The sequence below is a fragment of the Kitasatospora sp. NPDC094028 genome, from assembly GCF_049543595.1.
In the GTDB taxonomy this organism is placed as follows: domain Bacteria; phylum Actinomycetota; class Actinomycetes; order Streptomycetales; family Streptomycetaceae; genus Kitasatospora.
Window position 1 is genome coordinate 34,800 of record NZ_JBMVFA010000030.1, and the last position, 19,210, is coordinate 54,009.

Annotated in this window: 20 protein-coding genes and 1 pseudogene; 16 read left to right on the forward strand and 5 right to left on the reverse strand. The window is 73.5% G+C overall.

What is annotated here, in order from left to right; all coding sequences use genetic code 11:
- Positions 1-147 precede the first annotated feature (147 nt).
- Both ACPC54_RS32215 and cofC read right to left on the reverse strand, forming a co-directional pair.
- Entirely contained in the window at positions 148-369 is a 222-nt protein-coding gene (locus tag ACPC54_RS32215; RefSeq protein WP_498969924.1) for a hypothetical protein, read from the reverse strand.
- 50 nt (positions 370-419) lie between these two features.
- Positions 420-1,103, reverse strand: coding sequence for a 2-phospho-L-lactate guanylyltransferase (gene cofC / locus ACPC54_RS32220; RefSeq protein WP_498969925.1), 684 nt, complete (start codon positions 1,101-1,103; stop codon positions 420-422).
- A gap of 230 nt (positions 1,104-1,333) precedes the next feature.
- Between cofC and ACPC54_RS32225 the strand changes: the two genes are divergently transcribed.
- The 3 genes from ACPC54_RS32225 to ACPC54_RS32235 all read left to right on the forward strand — a co-directional run bounded on the left by ACPC54_RS32225 (position 1,334) and on the right by ACPC54_RS32235 (position 4,403).
- Positions 1,334-2,167, forward strand: a complete 834-nt coding sequence (locus ACPC54_RS32225) for a lysophospholipid acyltransferase family protein (protein WP_498969926.1) — start codon at positions 1,334-1,336, stop codon at positions 2,165-2,167.
- Positions 2,168-2,181: 14 nt separating this feature from the next.
- Entirely contained in the window at positions 2,182-3,165 is a 984-nt protein-coding gene (locus tag ACPC54_RS32230; RefSeq protein WP_498970002.1) for an NAD(P)H-dependent glycerol-3-phosphate dehydrogenase, read from the forward strand.
- A gap of 92 nt (positions 3,166-3,257) precedes the next feature.
- On the forward strand, positions 3,258-4,403 hold the full coding sequence (locus ACPC54_RS32235) for a D-alanine--D-alanine ligase family protein (RefSeq protein ID WP_498969928.1): 1,146 nt from the start codon (positions 3,258-3,260) through the stop codon (positions 4,401-4,403).
- A gap of 76 nt (positions 4,404-4,479) precedes the next feature.
- Here the strand turns inward: ACPC54_RS32235 and ACPC54_RS32240 are convergent, their stop codons facing one another.
- Together ACPC54_RS32240 and ACPC54_RS32245 are read right to left on the reverse strand one after the other, a co-directional pair.
- The gene (locus tag ACPC54_RS32240) at positions 4,480-4,998 is read right to left on the reverse strand and encodes a DUF3515 domain-containing protein (RefSeq protein ID WP_498969929.1); all 519 of its coding nucleotides are present in this window, start codon (positions 4,996-4,998) and stop codon (positions 4,480-4,482) included.
- Positions 4,999-5,018: 20 nt separating this feature from the next.
- Positions 5,019-5,252, reverse strand: a complete 234-nt coding sequence (locus tag ACPC54_RS32245) for an Lrp/AsnC family transcriptional regulator (protein WP_498969931.1) — start codon at positions 5,250-5,252, stop codon at positions 5,019-5,021.
- 207 nt (positions 5,253-5,459) lie between these two features.
- Here ACPC54_RS32245 and ACPC54_RS32250 point away from each other — a divergent pair, with 207 nt between their 5' ends.
- From ACPC54_RS32250 to thiD, 3 genes are all read left to right on the forward strand, one after another.
- Complete coding sequence (locus ACPC54_RS32250; protein ID WP_498969933.1) at positions 5,460-6,425, forward strand: thiamine-phosphate kinase; 966 nt, start codon at positions 5,460-5,462, stop codon at positions 6,423-6,425.
- Positions 6,426-6,669: 244 nt separating this feature from the next.
- Positions 6,670-7,695 carry an ATP-dependent 6-phosphofructokinase gene (locus ACPC54_RS32255; protein WP_498969934.1) on the forward strand — a complete coding sequence of 342 codons (1,026 nt, stop codon included), beginning with the start codon at positions 6,670-6,672 and terminating at the stop codon, positions 7,693-7,695.
- Positions 7,696-7,719: 24 nt separating this feature from the next.
- Positions 7,720-8,517 carry a bifunctional hydroxymethylpyrimidine kinase/phosphomethylpyrimidine kinase gene (gene thiD, locus ACPC54_RS32260; RefSeq protein WP_498969935.1) on the forward strand — a complete coding sequence of 266 codons (798 nt, stop codon included), beginning with the start codon at positions 7,720-7,722 and terminating at the stop codon, positions 8,515-8,517.
- 224 nt (positions 8,518-8,741) lie between these two features.
- On the opposite strand, the pseudogene rpmB reads toward thiD, so the two are convergent.
- Positions 8,742-8,852 (reverse strand): annotated as a pseudogene (gene rpmB, locus ACPC54_RS32265) (50S ribosomal protein L28); the annotation flags it as partial.
- A gap of 274 nt (positions 8,853-9,126) precedes the next feature.
- Between rpmB and ACPC54_RS32270 the strand changes: the two are divergent.
- The 10 genes from ACPC54_RS32270 (at position 9,127) to mutM (ending at position 19,197) form a co-directional block, all read left to right on the forward strand.
- Positions 9,127-10,788 (forward strand): DAK2 domain-containing protein, encoded by a 1,662-nt coding sequence (locus ACPC54_RS32270; RefSeq protein ID WP_498969937.1) that lies wholly within the window; start codon positions 9,127-9,129, stop codon positions 10,786-10,788.
- 71 nt (positions 10,789-10,859) lie between these two features.
- Positions 10,860-13,082, forward strand: coding sequence for an ATP-dependent DNA helicase RecG (gene recG, locus ACPC54_RS32275; protein WP_498969938.1), 2,223 nt, complete (start codon positions 10,860-10,862; stop codon positions 13,080-13,082).
- A gap of 103 nt (positions 13,083-13,185) precedes the next feature.
- The gene (locus ACPC54_RS32280) at positions 13,186-13,719 is read left to right on the forward strand and encodes a hypothetical protein (RefSeq protein WP_045702540.1); all 534 of its coding nucleotides are present in this window, start codon (positions 13,186-13,188) and stop codon (positions 13,717-13,719) included.
- Positions 13,720-13,910: 191 nt separating this feature from the next.
- Entirely contained in the window at positions 13,911-14,495 is a 585-nt protein-coding gene (rsmD, locus tag ACPC54_RS32285) for a 16S rRNA (guanine(966)-N(2))-methyltransferase RsmD (protein ID WP_498969939.1), read from the forward strand.
- 49 nt (positions 14,496-14,544) lie between these two features.
- Complete coding sequence (gene coaD, locus ACPC54_RS32290; protein ID WP_498969941.1) at positions 14,545-15,036, forward strand: pantetheine-phosphate adenylyltransferase; 492 nt, start codon at positions 14,545-14,547, stop codon at positions 15,034-15,036.
- A gap of 188 nt (positions 15,037-15,224) precedes the next feature.
- Positions 15,225-16,427, forward strand: a complete 1,203-nt coding sequence (locus ACPC54_RS32295; RefSeq protein WP_498969942.1) for a F0F1 ATP synthase subunit B — start codon at positions 15,225-15,227, stop codon at positions 16,425-16,427.
- A gap of 208 nt (positions 16,428-16,635) precedes the next feature.
- Complete coding sequence (locus ACPC54_RS32300; protein WP_498969944.1) at positions 16,636-17,280, forward strand: YceD family protein; 645 nt, start codon at positions 16,636-16,638, stop codon at positions 17,278-17,280.
- Between the two features lie 2 nt (positions 17,281-17,282).
- Positions 17,283-17,456 (forward strand): 50S ribosomal protein L32, encoded by a 174-nt coding sequence (rpmF, locus tag ACPC54_RS32305; protein ID WP_030056747.1) that lies wholly within the window; start codon positions 17,283-17,285, stop codon positions 17,454-17,456.
- 20 nt (positions 17,457-17,476) lie between these two features.
- Positions 17,477-18,265 (forward strand): ribonuclease III, encoded by a 789-nt coding sequence (gene rnc, locus ACPC54_RS32310; RefSeq protein ID WP_498969946.1) that lies wholly within the window; start codon positions 17,477-17,479, stop codon positions 18,263-18,265.
- 53 nt (positions 18,266-18,318) lie between these two features.
- A complete protein-coding gene (mutM, locus tag ACPC54_RS32315) occupies positions 18,319-19,197 on the forward strand; it encodes a bifunctional DNA-formamidopyrimidine glycosylase/DNA-(apurinic or apyrimidinic site) lyase (RefSeq protein WP_498969948.1) in 879 nt (292 codons plus the stop codon).
- Positions 19,198-19,210 lie beyond the last annotated feature (13 nt).

Sequence of the window (19,210 nt, forward strand, 5' to 3'; positions counted from 1 at the left end):
TCGTCCCCCGGACGGCCTTCGGCTGGAGAGCCGCGGCAACCCCCTTTTCCGCGACGGCGGAGACCGGGCGCCGCGGCTCTTTCGGTTTCCGGGCGCTCGGTCAGGAATTCGACGCCCGGCGGCCCCGGCCGTCGCCGGGGCGGGCGGCTACTGCTCGGCGGGGTCGGGGAAGGTCTGCAGCGTCACGAAGACCACCCGGCGGGCCTCGCCGGTGCCCTCGGTGCGGATGCGCACCCGCTGGCCGGGGCGCAGCAGCCGCAGGCCGCCGGCGTCGAAGGCGGCCGCGTCGAACGGCACCGGGGTCCCGTCGTCGAGCAGCACGGAGCCGGCCCGGGTGGCGGGGTCGAAGGTGAACGCGGTGGCCTGCATGCGAGCAGCATAGCGATCAGGGGGTCGCGCCCGGCCGCTCGGGCGCGCCGTCAGGAACGGCCCAGGCGTGCGAACAGGGCACTGGTGTGCGGGCCGAGGCCGAGGGCCGCCGCCTCGCCGAGGTCCGTTCCGGTGTCGACGTCCCGGCGCACCGACTCGACGCCCGCCAGGCGCAGTTCGAGCGCCCCGCCGGCCGCGTGCCGGGCCCGGGAGCCGTCCCCGAAGGCGGGGGAGAGCGGCCGTCCGGGCGTGCAGGCGAGCAGGGTGGTGCCGAGGCCCGGGGAGTCCGGCAGGAAGGCCCGGCCGTCCGCCGGCACCGCGCCCAGCACCCGGGCGAGTTCGGCCGGGCGCAGGGCCGGCAGGTCCGCCGACAGGACGGCCAGCGGGGCGTGCGGGGCCAGCCGCCGGGCGGCCGAGGCGCCGTGCGCCAGCGCCGTGTTGAGGCCGCCACCGGGCTCGTCGGCGACCACCAGGGCACCCAGCCCGGCCAGCCGCTCGCCGGCCGTCGCGTCCCGGGTGACCACCAGGACGCGGGCGACGCCCGGGGTGGCCAGCGCGGCGCGGACGGTGTCCAGCGCGAAGGAGAGTGCCAGGCCGGCCCGGTGCGGGCCGGCGTACGGGGCCAGTCTGCTCTTCGCCGTCGCGAGCGGTTTGAGCGGCAGTACCACCGACCAGTCGGCGGCGGGTGCGGCGGGCGTGACGGGCCCGCTGGGGCGTACGGTGTCCTGGGTCATCGGCGTCATTGTGACGCCGGTCCCGGAACCCTCGCCAGGCCGTCCGAGCTGTGCGGACGTGCGTTTGATCACGACCGCCGCGCGGGTTGGCGCGGCCGCTCGACAGCCGGTGAGCAGGCGGGCGAGACTGTTCCGCGCCCGGCACCCGGGCACCGGTCGCTCCGGTGCGGAGGCCGGGAGGCTACGACCGCGGCACCCCACGTGCCGCATGTGATGAGAAGGAGCCTGGGGTGGCCCGCCGCTCGTACGCCAAGTTCGGCAACGCCGACTACGGCATCTGGTACCGCTTCGCGGCCGTGCTGGTGAAACCGGTGACGACCGCCCTGGTGAAGCCCGACTGGCGGGGCTGGGAGCACCTTCCCGAGAAGGGCGGCTTCATCGCCGCGGTGAACCACAATTCGATCATCGACCCGGTGATCTATGCCCACTGGCAGTACAACAGTGGACGCCCGCCGCGCATTCTCGGCAAGTCCTCGCTGTTCTCGATTCCGTTCATCGGATTCATGCTGCGCAAGACCGGTCAGATTCCGGTGTTCCGCGAGTCCACCGACGCCGCGCAGGCCTTCCGGGCCGCGATCGACGCCGTCAACGGCGGCCAGTGCGTGCAGTTCTACCCCGAGGGCACGCTCACCCGGGACCCGGACCTGTGGCCGATGACCGGCAAGAGCGGTGTCGCCCGGGTCGCGCTGATGACCGGCGCGCCCGTCATCCCGGTCGCGCACTGGGGTGCGCACGAGATCATCCCCCCGTACGGCCGAGCCGGTTACGGGAAGGGCAAGTTCAACCTCTTCCCGCGCCACCGGGTCGTGGTCGCGGCCGGCCCCGCGGTCGACCTGAGCAAGTACCGCGGCCAGGAGCTGACCGCCCAGGTGCTGGCCGACGCCACCGAGGACATCATGTCGGCGATCACCGAGGTGCTCGCCGACATCCGCGGCGAGCGACCGCCCGCCGAGCGCTACGACATGCGCAAGGCGGCCCGGCAGCGGGCCGCCGCGGCGCTCGCCGAGCGGCGCCGCGCCAAGGGCGAGAAGCCCGCCGACTCGGGTGAGGAGACCGGCCGGTGAGCCGCTGCGCAGTGATGGGGACCGGCTCCTGGGGCACCGCCTTCGCGATGGTGCTCGCCGACGCCGGCAGCGAGGTGGTGCTGTGGGCCCGCCGGCAGGAACTCGCCGACGCCGTCAACAGCACGCACGAGAACCCGGACTACCTGCCGGGCGTCCGGCTGCCCGACTCGGTGCGGGCCACCACCGACGCCGCCGAGGCGCTGGCCGGCGCCGACTTCGCGGTGCTCGTGGTGCCCTCGCAGACGCTGCGCGACAACCTGGCCGCGTGGACGCCGCTGATCGAGCCGCAGACCGTGCTGGTGAGCCTGATGAAGGGCATCGAACTCGGCACCGCCAAGCGGATGAGCGAGGTGATCGAGGAGGTCACCAAGGTCGGCCCGGAGCGGGTCGCGGTGGTCAGCGGGCCCAACCTGGCCAAGGAGATCGCCAACAAGCAGCCCGCCGCCAGCGTGGTCGCCTGCGCCGACGAGGCGGTCGCCAAGCGGCTCCAGGCGGCCTGCCACACGCCGTACTTCCGCCCGTACACCAACACCGACGTGATCGGCTGCGAACTCGGCGGCGCGGTCAAGAACGTGATCGGCCTGGCGGTCGGCATGGCGGCCGGCATGGGGCTCGGCGACAACACCAAGGCGACGCTGATCACCCGCGGGCTGGCCGAGACCACCCGGCTCGGCGAGGTGCTGGGCGCCGACCCGCACACCTTCGCGGGGCTCGCCGGGATGGGCGACCTGGTCGCCACCTGCTCCTCGCCGCTGTCGCGCAACAACACCTTCGGGATGAACCTCGGCCGGGGCATGTCGCTGGCCGAGACCATCGCGGCGACCCGGCAGACCGCGGAGGGCGTCAAGTCCTGCGAGTCGGTGCTCGATCTGGCCCGGCGCAGCGGCGTCGACATGCCGATCGTCGAGGCCGTGGTGGACGTGGTGCACAACGGGCGGCCGACCCAGGAGGCGCTGCGGGCGCTGATGTCGCGCTCGGCGAAGGCGGAGCGGCGCTGAACTCCCGCCGGGTCGGGGATCCGTCGTGCGGCGTGTCTTCGGAAAGCCGTTGACTTCCCGGAAACACGTCGCACGGTAGTCTCAAACCCGATATGAGCATCGAACAGTCCTCCCCGAACCCGTCCGCCCGCAAGCCGCGCGTCGCGCTGGTCTTCGGCGGCCGCAGCTCCGAGCACGCCATCTCGGTCTCCACCGCGGGCAGCGTGCTCAAGTCGATCGACCGCGACAGGTACGACGTGCTGCCGATCGGCATCACGCACGAGGGCCGCTGGGCGCTGGTCAGCGACGAGCCGGCCCGGATGGCCATCACCGACGGCAAGCTGCCGGACGTCGCCAACGTCGCCGAGGCCGTCGCCGGGCAGGTCGCGCTGCCGGTCTCGCCGGGCAGCCGCGAGGTGGTCCTCAGCGAGCCGGGAAGCGCCCCCAAGGCCCTCGGCGACGTCGACGTCGTGTTCCCGCTGCTGCACGGCCCCTGGGGCGAGGACGGCACCCTCCAGGGCCTGCTGGAGCTCTCCGGCGTGCCCTACGTCGGCAACGGCGTGCTGGCCAGCGCGGCCGGCATGGACAAGGAGTTCGCCAAGCGGATCCTCGCCTCGCACGGGCTGGGCGTCGGCCACTACACGATCGTGCGGCCGCGCGACTGGGAGACCGAGCAGGGCCGCGCCGCCGTGCGCGAGCGGGCCGCCGGGCTGGGCCTGCCGCTGTTCGTGAAGCCCTGCCGGGCCGGCTCCAGCATCGGCATCACCAAGGTCAAGGACCTGGCCGAGCTGGACGCCGCGATCGAGGAGGCCCGCCGGCACGACCCCAAGCTGATCATCGAGGCCGGCGTGTCCGGCCGCGAGATCGAGTGCGGGGTGCTGGAGTTCGAGGACGGCCCGCGGGCCAGCGTGCCGGCCGAGGTGCTGGTCGGCGAGGGCTTCGACTTCTACGACTTCGAGGCCAAGTACATCGACTCCTCCGAGGTGCGGATCCCGGCGGCCCTGACCGCCGAGGAGACCGCCGAGATCCAGCGCCAGGCGGTGGCCGCGTTCGAGGCCTTCGGCTGCGAGGGGCTGGCCCGGGTGGACTTCTTCCTGCTGGAGGACGGCACCTGGATGATCAACGAGATCAACACCATGCCCGGCTTCACCCCGATCTCGGCCTACCCGAAGATGTGGGAGGCCAGCGGGGTCTCGTACCCGGAGCTGATCGACCGGCTGCTGCAGACCGCGCTGCGGCGCTCCACCGGCCTGCGCTAGCGGACACCCGTACGGCGAAGGGCGGGCCGGAGAGTTCCGGCCCGCCCGTTGCCACTGGCCCGCTCGGTCAGCCCGGTCAGCCCGGGATGTTCGCCTTGACCACCGGGGTCAGCGCGGCGGCCGGGTCGAAGGGGTTCTGCGCGGCGCCCTTCGGGACGGTGACCTCGACGTAGGCGGCCCGCATGGTCGTCACGAAGCGGTAGCCGCCGTCGTCGAGCTTCTGCGACCACCAGGTGACGTCGTCGACCGTCGGGGACCAGTCCGCGGCGTGCTCGCCGTTCAGCTCCTCCGGCCGCTCGATGCCGCAGCGCAGCACCGTCCGGGGCGAATCGCCCCAGGCGGCGACGTACGGCGAGGCGGGCGAGAGGTCCTGGCGGGGCTTGCCCAGCAGGTCCTGCGGCAGGGCGGCCGCGAGTGCCCGGCAGTGTTCGGCCGCCCTCCCGGTGGGCTTGGGTGCCTCGACCTCCGAGGCGGCCGAACTCCAGCTGTTGACCATCAGCACGACCGCGCCGGTCAGCGCGGCCGGCAGGGCCAGCCAGCGGACCGGCGCGGGAACGGCGCCCAGCGCCTTGGGAATGCGGGATTCTCGGGCCACCCGCCGATGGTAGCCGGGCCTTACAGGTTGACCACCGGACAGGTGAGGGTGCGGGTGATGCCCTCGACCTTCTGGACCTTCGCCACCACCATGCGGCCGAGGTCGTCGATGGTGTCCGCCTCGGCCTTGACGATCACGTCGTACGGACCGGTGACGTCCTCGGCGGTGATCACGCCCTTGATCGCGGAGATGGTCTCCGCGACAGCGGTGGCCTTGCCCACCTCGGTCTGGATCAGGATGTACGCCTGTACCACGGGGACCTCCGGGGGCCGGTTGCGGGGATCGCCGCCGTGATCACCCGGCCGGGCATGAGGTCGGGATCGGGCTCACCGGCAGTCTGATCACCACGCTACCGCGCAGCGGGCCGGGGAGGGAGACCCGCGCGCCCCCGAAGGGCGTACGCTGCGCGCGGGGGAGCGCGACGGGGGTCGATTTCGGACGAGAACGCGAGAGGACGGCAGATGCAGGGGACCGTGGGCGAGCTGGGCGAGTTCGGCCTCATCAGGGAGCTGACCGCCCGGGTACCGCTCACCGACGCGGTCGACCTCGGCCCGGGTGACGACGCCGCGGTGGTGAAGGCTCCGGACGGCCGGGTGGTGGCCACCACCGATGTCCTGATCGAGAACCGGCACTTCCGCCGGGACTGGTCGACCGCCTACGACGTGGGCCGCAAGGCCGCCGCACAGAACCTCGCCGACGTGGCCGCGATGGGCGCGGTGCCGACCGCGATACTGCTCGGGCTGGTCGCCCCGGCCGACCTGCCGACCACCTGGGCGACCGAGCTGATGGACGGGCTGCGCGACGAGTGCCAGGTCGCCGGGGCGACGGTGGTCGGCGGCGACGTGGTGCGCGGCGACACCATCACGCTGGCCATCACGGCGCTCGGCGACCTCCAGGGGCGCGCGGCGGTGAAGCGCTCCGGCGCGCAGGTCGGTGACGTGGTCGCGGTGACCGGCTGGCTGGGCTGGTCGGCGGCCGGACTGACCGTGCTGCAGCGCGGCTTCCGTTCCCCGCGGGCCTTCGTCGAGGCGCACCGCCGGCCCGAGCCGCCGTACCACGCGGGCCCGGCCGCCGCCGAGTTGGGCGCGACCTCGATGATCGACGTGAGCGACGGGCTGGTCGCCGACCTCGGCCACGTGGCCCGGGCCAGCGAGGTGGACATCGACCTGAAGGCCGCCGACTTCGACGTCCCGGCGCAGATGGCCGACATCGGGCAGGCGGTCGGGGTCGACCCGCTGGTGTGGGTGCTCTCCGGCGGGGAGGACCACGCGATCGTGGCGACCTTCCCGCGCGGGGTCCAACTCCCCGCCCGCTGGCGGGTGGTGGGCGAGGTCATCGGCCGCCCGACCGGCCGCCGCAGCGGCCGGGTGACGGTGGACGGCGCGCCCTGGGACCGGGTCGGCGGGTGGGACCACTTCGCCGAGTGAGCCGAGTGAGCCGAGCGGGCCGAGCGGGCCGAGCGGGCCGGACGCGGGGCGGCGCAGGGCGCCGCGGGCGCGGACTGACGTACGGAGTACGGCCGATGGGCGGTGGACGCCGGTACGGCACGTGACGCTCCGGGCGTGCGCGGGACGGGCTTCACGGATGCGTTGTGCGTAGGCTTGCGGCATCCGAGCCCGCCCGCCGTCCGGCGCGGGTGGGCCGAACCACTGCGAGCGGAGCCCGCCACACATGCGCATCGGTGTCCTGACCAGCGGCGGCGACTGCCCCGGCCTGAACGCGGTCATCCGCTCGGTGGTGCACCGGGGCACCGACGTGCACGGAGACGAGATCGTCGGCATCGAGGACGGCTTCCTCGGCCTGATCGAGGGCCGCGCCCGGCCGGTGTCGCACGACGACGTCACCGGCCTGCTCACCCTCGGCGGCACGATCCTCGGCTCGGCCCGGGTGCGGCGCGAGCGGATCGCCTGGGCGGTGGACAACGCGAAGGTGCTCGCCCGCGACATCGGCATCGACGCACTGATCGCGATCGGCGGCGAGGGGACGCTGACCGCGGCCAAGCTGTTCAGCGACGCCGGCCTGCCGGTGGTCGGCGTGCCCAAGACCATCGACAACGACATCGACGCCACCGACGTCACCTTCGGCTTCGACACCGCGGTGCACGTCGCGACCGAGGCGATCGACCGGCTGAAGACCACCGCCGAGTCCCACCAGCGCGTCATGGTCGTCGAGTTGATGGGCCGGCACACCGGCTGGATCACCCTCACCGCGGGCATGGCCGGCGGCGCCCACGGCATCCTGATCCCGGAGAAGCCCTTCGACATCGAGGCGGTCGCCCGGATAATCGAGGACCGCTTCGCGCGCGGCAAGAAGTTCGCCATCATCGCCGTCGCCGAGGGCGCGGCACCCGTTCCCGGCACCATGCGCTTCGACCACGGCGACGTCGACCAGTACGGCCACCGGACCTTCGGCGGGATCGGCAACCGGCTCGCCCACGAGCTGGAGAACCTGCTCGGCAAGGAGGCCCGCCCGGTCATCCTCGGCCACGTCCAGCGCGGCGGCACCCCGACCGCCCGGGACCGGGTGCTCGCCACCCGCTTCGGCTGGCACGCGGTGGAGGCCGTCCACCAGGGCGCGTTCGGGCACTTCACCGCGCTGCGCCGGACCGGCATCGAGCTGCTGCCGATCGGCGACGCGGTGACCAGGCTGAAGACCGTACCGGAGGACCGCTGGGCGGAGTCCGAGGCGGTGCTCTGAGCCCGCGCGGGTAGGTTGGGGCCCATGTCTTCGACCGTTCCTCCCCGCGTGCTCACCATCGCCGGCTCCGACTCCGGCGGCGGCGCCGGCATCCAGGCCGACCTCAAGGCGATGCTCGCCCTCGGCGTCCACGGCATGAGCGTGATCACCGCCGTCACCGCGCAGAACTCGCTCGGCGTCCAGGGCTACTGGGAACTGCCCGCCGAGGCCGTCCGCGCGCAGTTCCGCAGCGTGGTCGACGACATCGGGGTGCAGGCCGTGAAGACCGGCATGCTGGCCTCGATCGAACTCGTCGAGACCGTCTCCGAACTGCTCGCCGGGGTGGACGCCCCGGTCGTGGTCGACCCGGTCGGCGTCTCCAAGCACGGCGACGCGCTGCTGGCCGCCGAGGCCGTGGCCACCGTCCGGGAGAAGCTGCTGCCGGTCGCCACCCTGGCCACGCCCAACCTGCACGAGGTGACGCAACTCACCGGCCGCACCGTCGAGGACGAGACGCAGATGCTGGACGCCGCCAAGGCGCTGCTCGACCTCGGCCCGCGCTGGGTGCTGGTCAAGGGCGGCCACCTGGCCGGCGAGGCCGCCGACCTGCTGTACGGCGGGCCGGGGGAGGAGCACTGGTACCGGGCGCCGCGCTACGACAACCGGCACACCCACGGCACCGGCTGCACGCTGGCCAGCGCGATCGCGGCCGGCCTGGCCAAGGGCGAGGCGCTGCCGGAGGCGGTCGGCTCGGCCAAGGAGTACATCACCGGCGCGATCGCCGGGGGCTTCGCCCTGGGCGCCGGGATCGGCCCGGTCGACCACGCCTGGCGCTGGCGCTGACGTTCACCGTGCCGGGCGGCTCCGCGGACCCGCCCGGCACGGACGGCGAGTTCACCGTCGCGGAGCGTGCCCGGCCACGGAAAACAGTGAAGCCGGTCCATCCGAGGATGAACCGGCTTCACTGGAGGACCGGCATGCCGGTCTGCGCGTCAGCGCGAGACCTTACCGGCCTTGATGCACGAGGTGCAGACGTTGAGCCGCTTCGGCGTCCGCCCAACCACAGCGCGCACCGTCTGGATGTTGGGGTTCCAACGACGGGAGGTACGGCGGTGCGAGTGGGAGATGCTGTTGCCGAAGCCCGGCCCCTTGCCGCAGACGTCGCAGTTGGCAGCCACAGGAGTCACTCCAAGACTTCAGATCATTTACGTTCGACAACCCCGGCGATCCAACGGAGCACTCGCGTGAACCGGATCGGATCGAGGGGTGCGCCCGGATTGTTCCGGGCAACCGGGAGAGCATACAACGCCTGCTCCCGTCCCACGAAACTACCATGACCGGCCGAGTGATCGCTCCGGGCCGCGGACCGGAGCGGCCCTCCCCGGCCCCCGATAACCTGCCGGTATCACCCCTCGATCACCCCATGCCGTTCACCCATGGGCCATCTCACCCATGGGCCACCGCGGCGTCCCGTCCGGAGGAGACCCGGTGCTGCACACGCTCGACGCCCCGGCCGTGCGCACCTGGTGCCAGCTCGCCCTGCGCGCGCTCGGCCAGGCGCGCGAGGAGATCGACGCGCTCAACGTGTACCCCGTCCCGGACGGCGACACCGGCACCAACCTGTACCTGACCGTCGAGTCCGCCGCCGCCGAGGTGGAGAGCCGCTTCGCCGACCCGGCCGCCCACCCGGCCCCCGGGCTGGCCGACACCGTCCGGGCGATGGCCCGCGGCGCGCTGGTCGGCGCCCGCGGCAACTCCGGGGTGATCCTCGCCCAGTGGCTGCGCGGCACCGCCGAGACGCTCGCCGAGGGCGGCGGCGCCGAACAGCTGCGGGCCGCCCTGCAGCGGGCCGCCGACTCCGCCTACCAGGCCGTCGCGGAGCCCGTCGAGGGCACCCTGCTGACCGTCGCCCGGGTCGCCGCCCGGGAGGCCGTCCGGGCCGGGGACGGGCTCGCGCAGGTCGCCGACACCGCCTACCGGGCCGCCCGGGACGCGCTGCGGCACACCCCCGAACAGCTCGCCGTGCTGGCCGAGAACGGCGTCGTGGACGCCGGCGGGCGCGGCCTGGTGGCCGTCCTCGGCGCGCTCGCCGACGCCGTCGCCGGGCAGCAGCCGATGGGGCCGGTCGCCCTGCGCGGGGACGTGGTGGCCGGCTGCGAGACGCACGTCCGCCCGCCCGGGCCCGGCCACCCCGCCTTCGAGGTCATCTACCTGCTGGACGCCCCCGACGAGGCCCTGCCCGCGCTGCGGACGCGGCTCGGCGCGCTCGGCGACTCCCTGGTGGTCGGCGGCGGCGACGGGCTGTGGAACGTCCACGTGCACGTCGACGACGCGGGCGCCGCCGTGGAGGCCGGCGTCGAGGCCGGGCGCCCCCACCAGATCCGGATCACCCACTTCGCCGAGGCCGCCGCCCGGGCCGGCACCGCCGCCGAGCGCGGCGAACGCGAGGAGCGCGCCCGCGCGGTGCTCTCCGTGGTCTCCGGCGAGGGCCTGGCCGACCTGTGCGAGCAGGCCGGCGCCGTCGTGCTGCACGCCGACCCGGACCGCCGCCCGGCCAGCGCCGAACTCGCCGCCGCCGTCCGCCGGTCCGCCGCCCGCGAGGTCGTCCTGCTGCTCAACGACCCCGAACTGCGCGCCGCCGCCGGGGCCGCCGCCGACCAGCTGCGCGAGGAGGGCGTGCGGATCGCCGTGCTGCCCACCCGCTCGCCGGTTCAGGGGCTCGCGGCGCTCGCCGTGCACGAGGGCGGCCGCCGCTTCGACGAGGACGTGGTCGCCATGACCTCCGCGGCCGGCGCCACCCGGTACGCCGAACTCGCCGTGGCCGAGGGGGAGTCCTGGACGATGGCCGGCGTCTGCCAGGCCGGGGACGTGCTCGGCCTGATCGACGGCGACGTCGCGGTGATCGGCAGCGGGCTGGAGGAGGTCGGCGCCAGCGTGCTGGAGCGGATGCTCGGCGCGGGCGGCGAACTCGTCACCCTCGTCCTCGGCGAGGGCGCCGACCGGGCGCTCGCCGACCGGCTGGTCGCGCACGTGCGGCACCGCCGGCCCGAGGTGGACGCGGTGGTCTTCCACGGCGGGCAGGAGTCGGCGCCGCTGCTCATCGGGGTGGAGTAGCCCGCCCCGGAGGCGGGTGCGCGGGCGGCAGCCCGTGGTTTGTCGGTGCGGTGGTGTAAACAGGGGCGTTGATGGGCGCTCTCGATGAACCACTGACCAAGCTGGTCGGCGACCGCACCGCGAAGGTGCTCGCCGACAGCCTCAAGCTGCGCACGGTCGGCGACCTGCTGCACCACTACCCGCGGCGCTACGTCGAGCGCGGCCAGCTCACCAGCCTGGACGAGCTGGAGATCGACGAGCACGTCACCGTGCTGGCCCGGATCGAGAAGGTCACCCTGATCCCGTTCCGCGGCCGCAAGGGCGACCGGCTGGAGGTCGTCGTCACCGACGGCCGCAGCCGGCTCTCGCTGGTCTTCTTCAACCAGGGCTGGCGGCAGAAGGAGCTCAAGGCCGGCGCCCAGGGCCTGTTCGCGGGCAAGGTCGGCGTCTTCAACCGCACCCGCCAGCTGGTCTCGCCGGACTACCAGCTCCTCGACGAGGACGCCGGGTCGGACGCCGCCAGGCAGTTCGCCGGCCGGCTCATCCCGGTGTACGGCGCCAGCGCGCAGATGCCCAGCTGGAAGCTGTCGCTCTGCGTCGAGATGGCCCTCGACTCGTACCTCGCCAAGGTCGGCGAGCCGCTGCCCGCCGAACTGCGCGAGCGGCACGAGCTGATCCCGCTGCCCGAGGCGCTGGAGCTGATCCACCGCCCGCGCGGCCACGCCGACCGCGAGCGCGCCCAGAGCCGGCTGCGCTGGGACGAGGCCTTCGTCCTGCAGGTCGCGCTCGCCCGGCGCCGGGCCGCCGACTCGGCCCTGCCCGCCAAGCCGCGCGAGGCCCGGGCCGGCGGCCTGCTGGACGCCTTCGACGCCCGGCTGCCGTTCACCCTCACCGAGGGCCAGCGGAAGGTCTCCGCCGAGATCGCCGCCGACCTGGCCACCGACCACCCGATGCACCGCCTGCTCCAGGGCGAGGTCGGCTCGGGCAAGACCCTGGTCGCGCTGCGCGCCATGCTCGCCGTGGTCGACGCGGGCGGCCAGGCCGTGCTGCTGGCGCCCACCGAGGTGCTCGCCCAGCAGCACCACCGCTCGATCGTCGAGATGATGGGCGACCTCGCCGAGGGCGGCATGCTCGGCGGCTCCGACCTCGGCACCCGGGTGGTGCTGCTGACCGGCTCGATGGGCGTGCCGGCCCGCCGCCAGGCGCTGCTCGACATGGCCTGCGGGGACGCCGGGATCGCGATCGGCACCCACGCGCTGATCGAGGACAAGGTGCAGTTCCAGGACCTCGGCCTGGTCGTGGTCGACGAGCAGCACCGCTTCGGCGTCGAGCAGCGGGACGCGCTGCGCGCCAAGGGCGAGCAGCCGCCGCACCTGCTGGTGATGACCGCGACGCCGATCCCGCGCACCGTCGCGATGACCGTCTTCGGGGACCTGGAGACCTCCGTCCTGGACCAGCTCCCGGCCGGCCGCTCGCCGATCTCCACCCACGTCGTCCCGGCGCTGGAGAAGCCCAACTTCCTCACCCGGGCCTGGGAGCGCGTCCGCGAGGAGGTCGGCAAGGGCCACCAGGCGTACGTGGTCTGCCCCCGGATCGGGGACGAGGAGCCGGCCGCCGACCCGAAGGCGAAGAAGAAGCGCAAGCCGGCCGAGGAGGACTTCGAGGACGTCGCCGACCTCGGCGCCGCGAGCGACGAACGGCGGCCCCCGCTCTCGGTGGTGGAGACGGCCGAGATGCTCCTGAAGGGCCCGCTGAGCGGCCTGCGGGTGGAGATCCTGCACGGCCGGCTGGCCCCGGAGGCCAAGGACGAGGTGATGCGCCGGTTCACGGCCGGCGAGGTCGACGTGCTGATCGCCACCACCGTCATCGAGGTCGGCGTCAACGTCCCCAACTCGACCGCGATGGTCATCATGGACGCCGACCGCTTCGGCGTCTCCCAACTCCACCAGCTGCGCGGCCGGGTGGGCCGCGGCAGCGCGCCGGGCCTGTGCCTGCTGGTCAGCGAGATGCCCGCCGGCAGCGCCGCCCGGGCCCGGCTGGACGCGGTGGCCGGGACGCTGGACGGCTTCGAGCTGTCCCGGATCGACCTCGAACAGCGCCGCGAGGGCGACGTGCTGGGCCAGGCGCAGTCCGGGGTGAAGTCCTCGCTCAAGGTGCTCTCGGTGCTGGAGGACGAGGAGGTCATCCTCACCGCCCGGACGGAGGCCACCCGGCTGGTCGCCGAGGACCCGGAACTGGCCGCGCACCCGGAGCTGCGCACCGCCCTGGACAGCCTGCTCGACGAGGACCGCGCGGCCTACATGGAGAAGGGCTGAGGGCTCTTCGGCCGGCCGGATTGTCAGACCCCCGGGAGAGAATGAAGGTGTTCAGGGCGCACCCCCAAGGTGCGTACCTGGCGCGACACTTGGGGGTCCTGCCATGGCATTCCGTCATCTCAACGAGCTCCCGCTGGGCGACAAGGTCTTCCGGATCGAACTCGCCAGCGACGACGACCGCGAGGTCACCCTCACCCTGACCGGCTGGCGCGAGGGGGCGGCCGCCGCGCCGCTCGCCTCGGGCAAGCTCCGCCTGCCGGTCGAGGACGTCGCCTCGCTGCGGATCGCGCTCAACCGCGCGCTGCGGGCGCTGGCGATCGTCGCCGACGTCTCCGAGCCCATCCCCGACCGCGACGTGCTGCGCGAGCTGTACCCCGGCCACGGCGCCCCCTGGGTGCCGCAGCACGAGGAGGAGCTGGTCCGGCGGTTCCACGAGGGCGAGACCGTCGCCCGGATCGCCGCCCGCTTCGGCCGCACGCCCGACTCCGTCCGCACCAAGCTGCGCGAGCTCGGGCACGACCCGCGCCGCCCCGAGTTCTGCCCGCCCGACGGCTGCCTGTCCTGGTCCCGCTACGCCTCGCCGGCCCTGCTCGGCGCCGCGATCCCGGCCCAGGGCGCGGGCTCCGAGGCGAGCTGACCACCCAGTGCGCGGCCGTGGCCCCCGCCGGACGACCGGCGGGGGCCACGGCCGTCGCCCGCCCCCTCGGCTCCGGGGCGGGCCCTCGCCCGGACGGCCCGGGTGCCGTCCGGTGACCGGGACGGCGGTGATCGGGACGGCGGTGATCGGGATAGCGTGGTCGGGCAGCGACGAAAGGACCTTCCACCACCATGACCCGCGTGATCGCCGGGGCGGCCGGCGGCCGCCGACTGGCCGTACCGCCCGGCCGGGGCACCCGCCCGACCTCCGACAAGGCCCGTGAGGCGATGTTCTCCACCCTGGAGGCGCTGCACGGCACCCTGCACGGGGCCCGGATGCTGGACCTGTTCGGCGGTTCGGGCGCGGTCGGCCTGGAGGCGCTGTCGCGCGGTGCCGGGCACGTCCTGCTGGTGGAGGCGGACGCCCAGGCGGCCCGGGTGATCCGCGAGAACGTCCGCACGATCGGCCTGCCGGGCGCCGAGGTCCGGGCGGCCAGGGCCGAGAAGGTGATCGCCGGGCCGGCCCCGGAGACCCCGTACGACCTGGTGTTCCTCGACCCGCCGTACGCCGTGACGGACGAGGAGCTGCGCGAGATGCTGATCACACTCCTCGCTGGGGACTGGCTCGCGGCGGACGCACTCGTCACCGTGGAGCGGAGCACCCGCGGGGGAGCGTTCGGCTGGCCCGAGGGTTTCGAGGAGTTGCGCTCCCGCCGCTACGGCGAGGGCACGCTCTGGTACGGTCGCGCCGCCACCGCGGCCGGCGATCAGGAGTAGCGGGCCGCGGCCCGCCGTAGCCGTCACCCCACGAGGGAGCACACACGCCATGCGTCGAGCCGTCTGTCCCGGTTCGTTCGACCCGATCCACAACGGCCACCTCGACATCGTCGAGCGCGCGTCGAAGCTGTACGACGTGGTGCATGTCGCGGTCCTGGTGAACCCGAACAAGCAGGGCATGTTCAGCATCGCGGAGCGGATCGGCCTGATCGAGGAGGTCACCGCGGACTTCGGCAACGTGGTGGTCGAGTCGCACCAGGGCCTGCTGGTGGACTACTGCCGCGAGCGCGGGATCCCGGCGATCGTCAAGGGCCTGCGCGCGGTCAGCGACTTCGACTACGAGCTGCAGATGGCGCACATGAACAACGGCCTGACGGGCGTGGAGACGCTGTTCCTGCCGACCTCGCCGACCTACAGCTTCCTCTCCTCGACGCTGGCCAAGGAGGTCGCCTCGTACGGCGGCGACGTCTCGCACCTGCTGCCGCCGACGGTGCACCGCCGGCTGGTCGAGCGGATCGCGGAGCGCAGGGCTCAGCAGTAGGCGCGATGCGCCGTTTTCTGCCGGTTCGTCACGGCTCGTCACGCGCCCGGGGGGCCGTGCCCGCTGCGGTGTTGTGACCTCGCCGCGTGCGGGCCGTACAGTCTGTACTCCTGCCCTGCGGTGAGGTCCACCGCGCCGGGCCTGCCTCCGCCGGAGAAGTCGGGCGGCACACGGAAAGACGAAGCCCCGTGGACGTGCAGAACCAGGTCGACGAGATCGTGGCGGTGGTCGAGAGCGCCCGCTCGATGCCCATGTCGGCCTCCTGCGTGGTGAACCGGGCCGAGCTGATCGGCCTGCTCAACGACCTCAAGGCGGCTCTGCCCGCCGAACTCGCCCAGGCCCAGTCGGTGATGGCCGACCACGGCCAGCTGGCGGCGGACGCCCAGGCGGAGGCCGACCGGATCATCCAGGGCGCGCACGCCGAGCGCGGCTCGCTGATCTCCGACACCGAGGTGGTGCGCCGCGCGCAGGCCGAGGCGGACCGGATCCTCGCCGAGGCCCGCGCCGAGGTCGAGGCCCAGCGCGCCGAGGCCGACGACTACGTGGACAGCAAGCTCGCCAACTTCGAGGTCGTGCTGACCAAGACGCTCGGCGCGGTCGGCCGCGGCCGGACCAAGCTGCGCGGCGACTCCGGCGTCTTCGAGACCGAGTACGACGGCGAGAGCGACGGCGAGGAGTTCCGGCCGCAGCGGATCAGCCCGAGCCCGGAGGTCGACGAGTACGTCGACGTGAAGCTCGCCACCCTGGAGACCGTGCTCGGCGCGACCCTGGAGGCGGTCGGCAAGGGCCGCGACAAGCTGCTCGGCAAGCGGCCGATCGACGATCTGGGCGCCTACCTGGCGGCCGCCGACGAGGCCCAGCAGGCCAAGGAGCGGGCCGAGGCGGTGGCCGCGGGCTTCGCCGAGGACCCGGACGGCGCGGACATCGCCTGGTACCGCGAGGACGTCCCGCAGCAGCAGACCTGGCCGGAGCAGACCCCGGCCGCGGCCGGCTGGCAGGCCCCGGGCGCCGACCAGTACGCGGCCGCCCAGCAGGGCGGTCAGCAGCCGGGCGTCCAGTACGCCGAGGTGTACGGCGGGGGCTTCGACCCGGCGGCCGGCCACGGCGACCCGTACCAGGCCCAGTGGGCCCAGCAGCAGGGCGGCTACCCGCAGCAGCAGGACTACCAGGGCCAGCAGCAGCACGACGGCTACGCCTACCCGCAGCAGCAGGGCGGCTACGCGGCCCAGCAGTACGACGGCTACGGCTACCAGCAGCAGCCCGCACAGCCCGCACAGCCCGCGCCGCCCCCGGCGCTGCCGCACCAGCAGCAGCAGGGGCTGGACGAGACCAGCTTCTTCGACACCAGCATGATCGACATGACCCGGCTCCGGGAGCTCGGCGGGCGCTGAGCGCCTTCGGCCGAGCCTCCCCGGGGTTCTCCCGGCAGGTCTCCCCGAGGTCCCCGAACGGGACCGAAGTTGGGCCTGGCGGGAGACTCGGGTAGTCTGACCACTCCGGCATCCCCATGTCCGGCTGTCGGCTTGCCCTCGCGGCGCCGAGTTACAGGCCGACCGACTGGGGGAGCCCTCGATCGATTCCCATGGAAGTCAGGACACCTTGAACCGCCTCGACCACCGCGACCCCCTCGTGTTCGACACACACGAGCTCGGTCGTCGTCCGGGCGCCATGCGCAAGGTGAACCGGACGCTGGAGGCCCCCGAGGGCCTGGGGATCATCGACGTGATCGGGGTCCCGGAGAAGAGCGAGATCGCGCTGGAGCTCCGCCTGGAGTCCGTGGTCGAGGGCGTGCTGGTCACCGGCACCGCCGAGGCCCGGGTCGAGGGCGAGTGCGTCCGGTGCCTGGAGCCCGTCGACTTCGACATCGACGTGGACTTCCAGGAGCTGTACTACTACCCGGAGTCCGACGAGCGCCACCGCGCCGGGACGGCCGGGGCCGAGGACCTCGACGAGGACTCGGAAGAAGAGACTTACCGCCTGGAGGGCGACTACTTCGACCTCCAGCCGGTGCTGCGTGACGCGGTGGTGCTCGCACTGCCGCTGCAGCCGGTGTGCCAGGAAGACTGCCTGGGCCTGTGCTCCGAGTGTGGAGCGCGCCTGAGCGACGACCCGACGCACCACCACGACGCCGCCGACCCCCGGTGGGCGGCTCTGCAGGGACTCTCCGCCGCCCCCGGCGACGAGGGTGACGGATCTAAGAACAGCGACACCCGTGAGGGTCTCGCCGAGAACCAGGAGAAGTAGCCGTGGCTGTTCCGAAGCGGAAGATGTCGCGCAGCAACACGCGCCACCGCCGGTCCAACTGGAAGGCCGTCGTTCCGGCCCTCGTGGCGTGCGACCGCTGCCACGAGCCGAAGCTGGGCCACATCGCGTGCCCGAGCTGCGGCACGTACAACCGTCGCCAGGTCCTCTCGGTCTGATCGGCGGGGTGTACGGATCGATGTCGGACGGTAACTCCACCCGCAAGGCATCCGCTGCCTCGAAGGGTTCTTCGGGCAACGGCAAGGCCGGCGGGCCGGCTTCGACCGAATACGACGTCCTGGAAGGGCGCCTCGGGTACACGCTCGAGCGCGCCCTTCTGGTGCGTGCCCTGACCCACCGCTCGTACGCGTACGAGAACGGTGGCCTGCCCACCAACGAGCGCCTGGAGTTCCTCGGCGATTCGGTGCTGGGCCTCGTGGTGACCGACACCCTCTACCGCGTCCACCCGGACGTCCCGGAGGGCACGCTCGCCAAGCTGCGCGCCGCGGTGGTCAACTCGCGCGCGCTCGCGGACGTCGGCCGGGGCCTCGAACTCGGCGCGTTCATCCGGCTCGGCAAGGGCGAGGAGGGCACCGGCGGCCGCGACAAGTCGTCGATCCTCGCCGACACCGTCGAGGCCGTGATCGGCGCCGTCTACCTGGACCGCGGTCTGGAGGCGGCGACCGAATTCGTCCACCGGCTGTTCGACCCGCTGATCGAGGAGTCCTCTCAGCTCGGCGCCGGCCTGGACTGGAAGACCAGCCTGCAGGAGCTCACCGCCTCGGTGGGCATCGGCGTGCCCGAGTACGTGGTCATGGAGTCCGGTCCGGACCACGAGAAGACCTTCACCGCGGCGGCCCGGGTGGCCGGCGAGGACTTCGGCAGTGGCGTCGGCCGCTCCAAGAAGGAAGCCGAGCAGAAGGCCGCCGAGAGCGCCTGGCGCGCGATCAAGGAGAAGTACGCCGACCGGCTGCCCGCGGGCAACTGATCGCGAAGTAGCCTGTCCTCCTGCCGGTTTCTTCTCGCAGGAGGACAGTTTCCGTGCCCGAACTCCCCGAGGTCGAGGTCGTCCGCCGTGGTCTGGCCAACTGGGTCGCCGGGCGGACGGTCGCCGAGGTCCAGGTGCTGCACCCGCGTGCGGTGCGCCGCCAGCCGGCCGGCGCCGCCGACTTCACGGCCCGGCTGACCGGCACCGTCCTCGGCGGCGCGCAGCGCCGCGGCAAGTACCTCTGGGTGCCGCTGAACGGTAGCGGGGCGGGATTCTCGCTGATCGGCCACCTCGGGATGAGCGGCCAACTCCTCGTCCAGGACCCGTCGGTGCCGGACGAGACCCACCTGCGCGTCCGGCTGCGCTTCACCGACGGCGGGCGCGAACTGCGCTTCGTCGACCAGCGGACCTTCGGCGGCCTGGCCGTCGAGGAGGCCGAGGACGGCGACCCGGAGGGCACGCCCGTCTCGATCGCGCACATCGCCCGCGACCCGCTCGACCCGCGCTTCGACGACGAGGCCTTCGCGGCCGCGCTGCGCGCCAAGCGCACCACGGTCAAGCGCGCGCTGCTCGACCAGACCCTGATCAGCGGCGTCGGCAACATCTACGCCGACGAGGCGCTGTGGCGCTCCAAGCTGCACTACGACCGCCCGACCGCCACCCTCACCCGCCCGCAGGCCGCCCTGCTGCTGGCCAACGCCCGCGAGGTGATGACCGCCGCGCTCGCGGTCGGCGGGACCAGCTTCGACAGCCTGTACGTGAACGTGAACGGCGAGAGCGGCTACTTCTCCCGCGACCTGGACGCCTACGGCCGCGAGCACGAGCCCTGCCGCCGCTGTGGCACCCCGATCCGCCGGGCCGCCTGGATGAACCGCTCCAGCTACTTCTGCCCCCGCTGCCAGCGCGTGCCGCGGATCCGCAACGGGGGCTGAAGTCGCCCGAGCC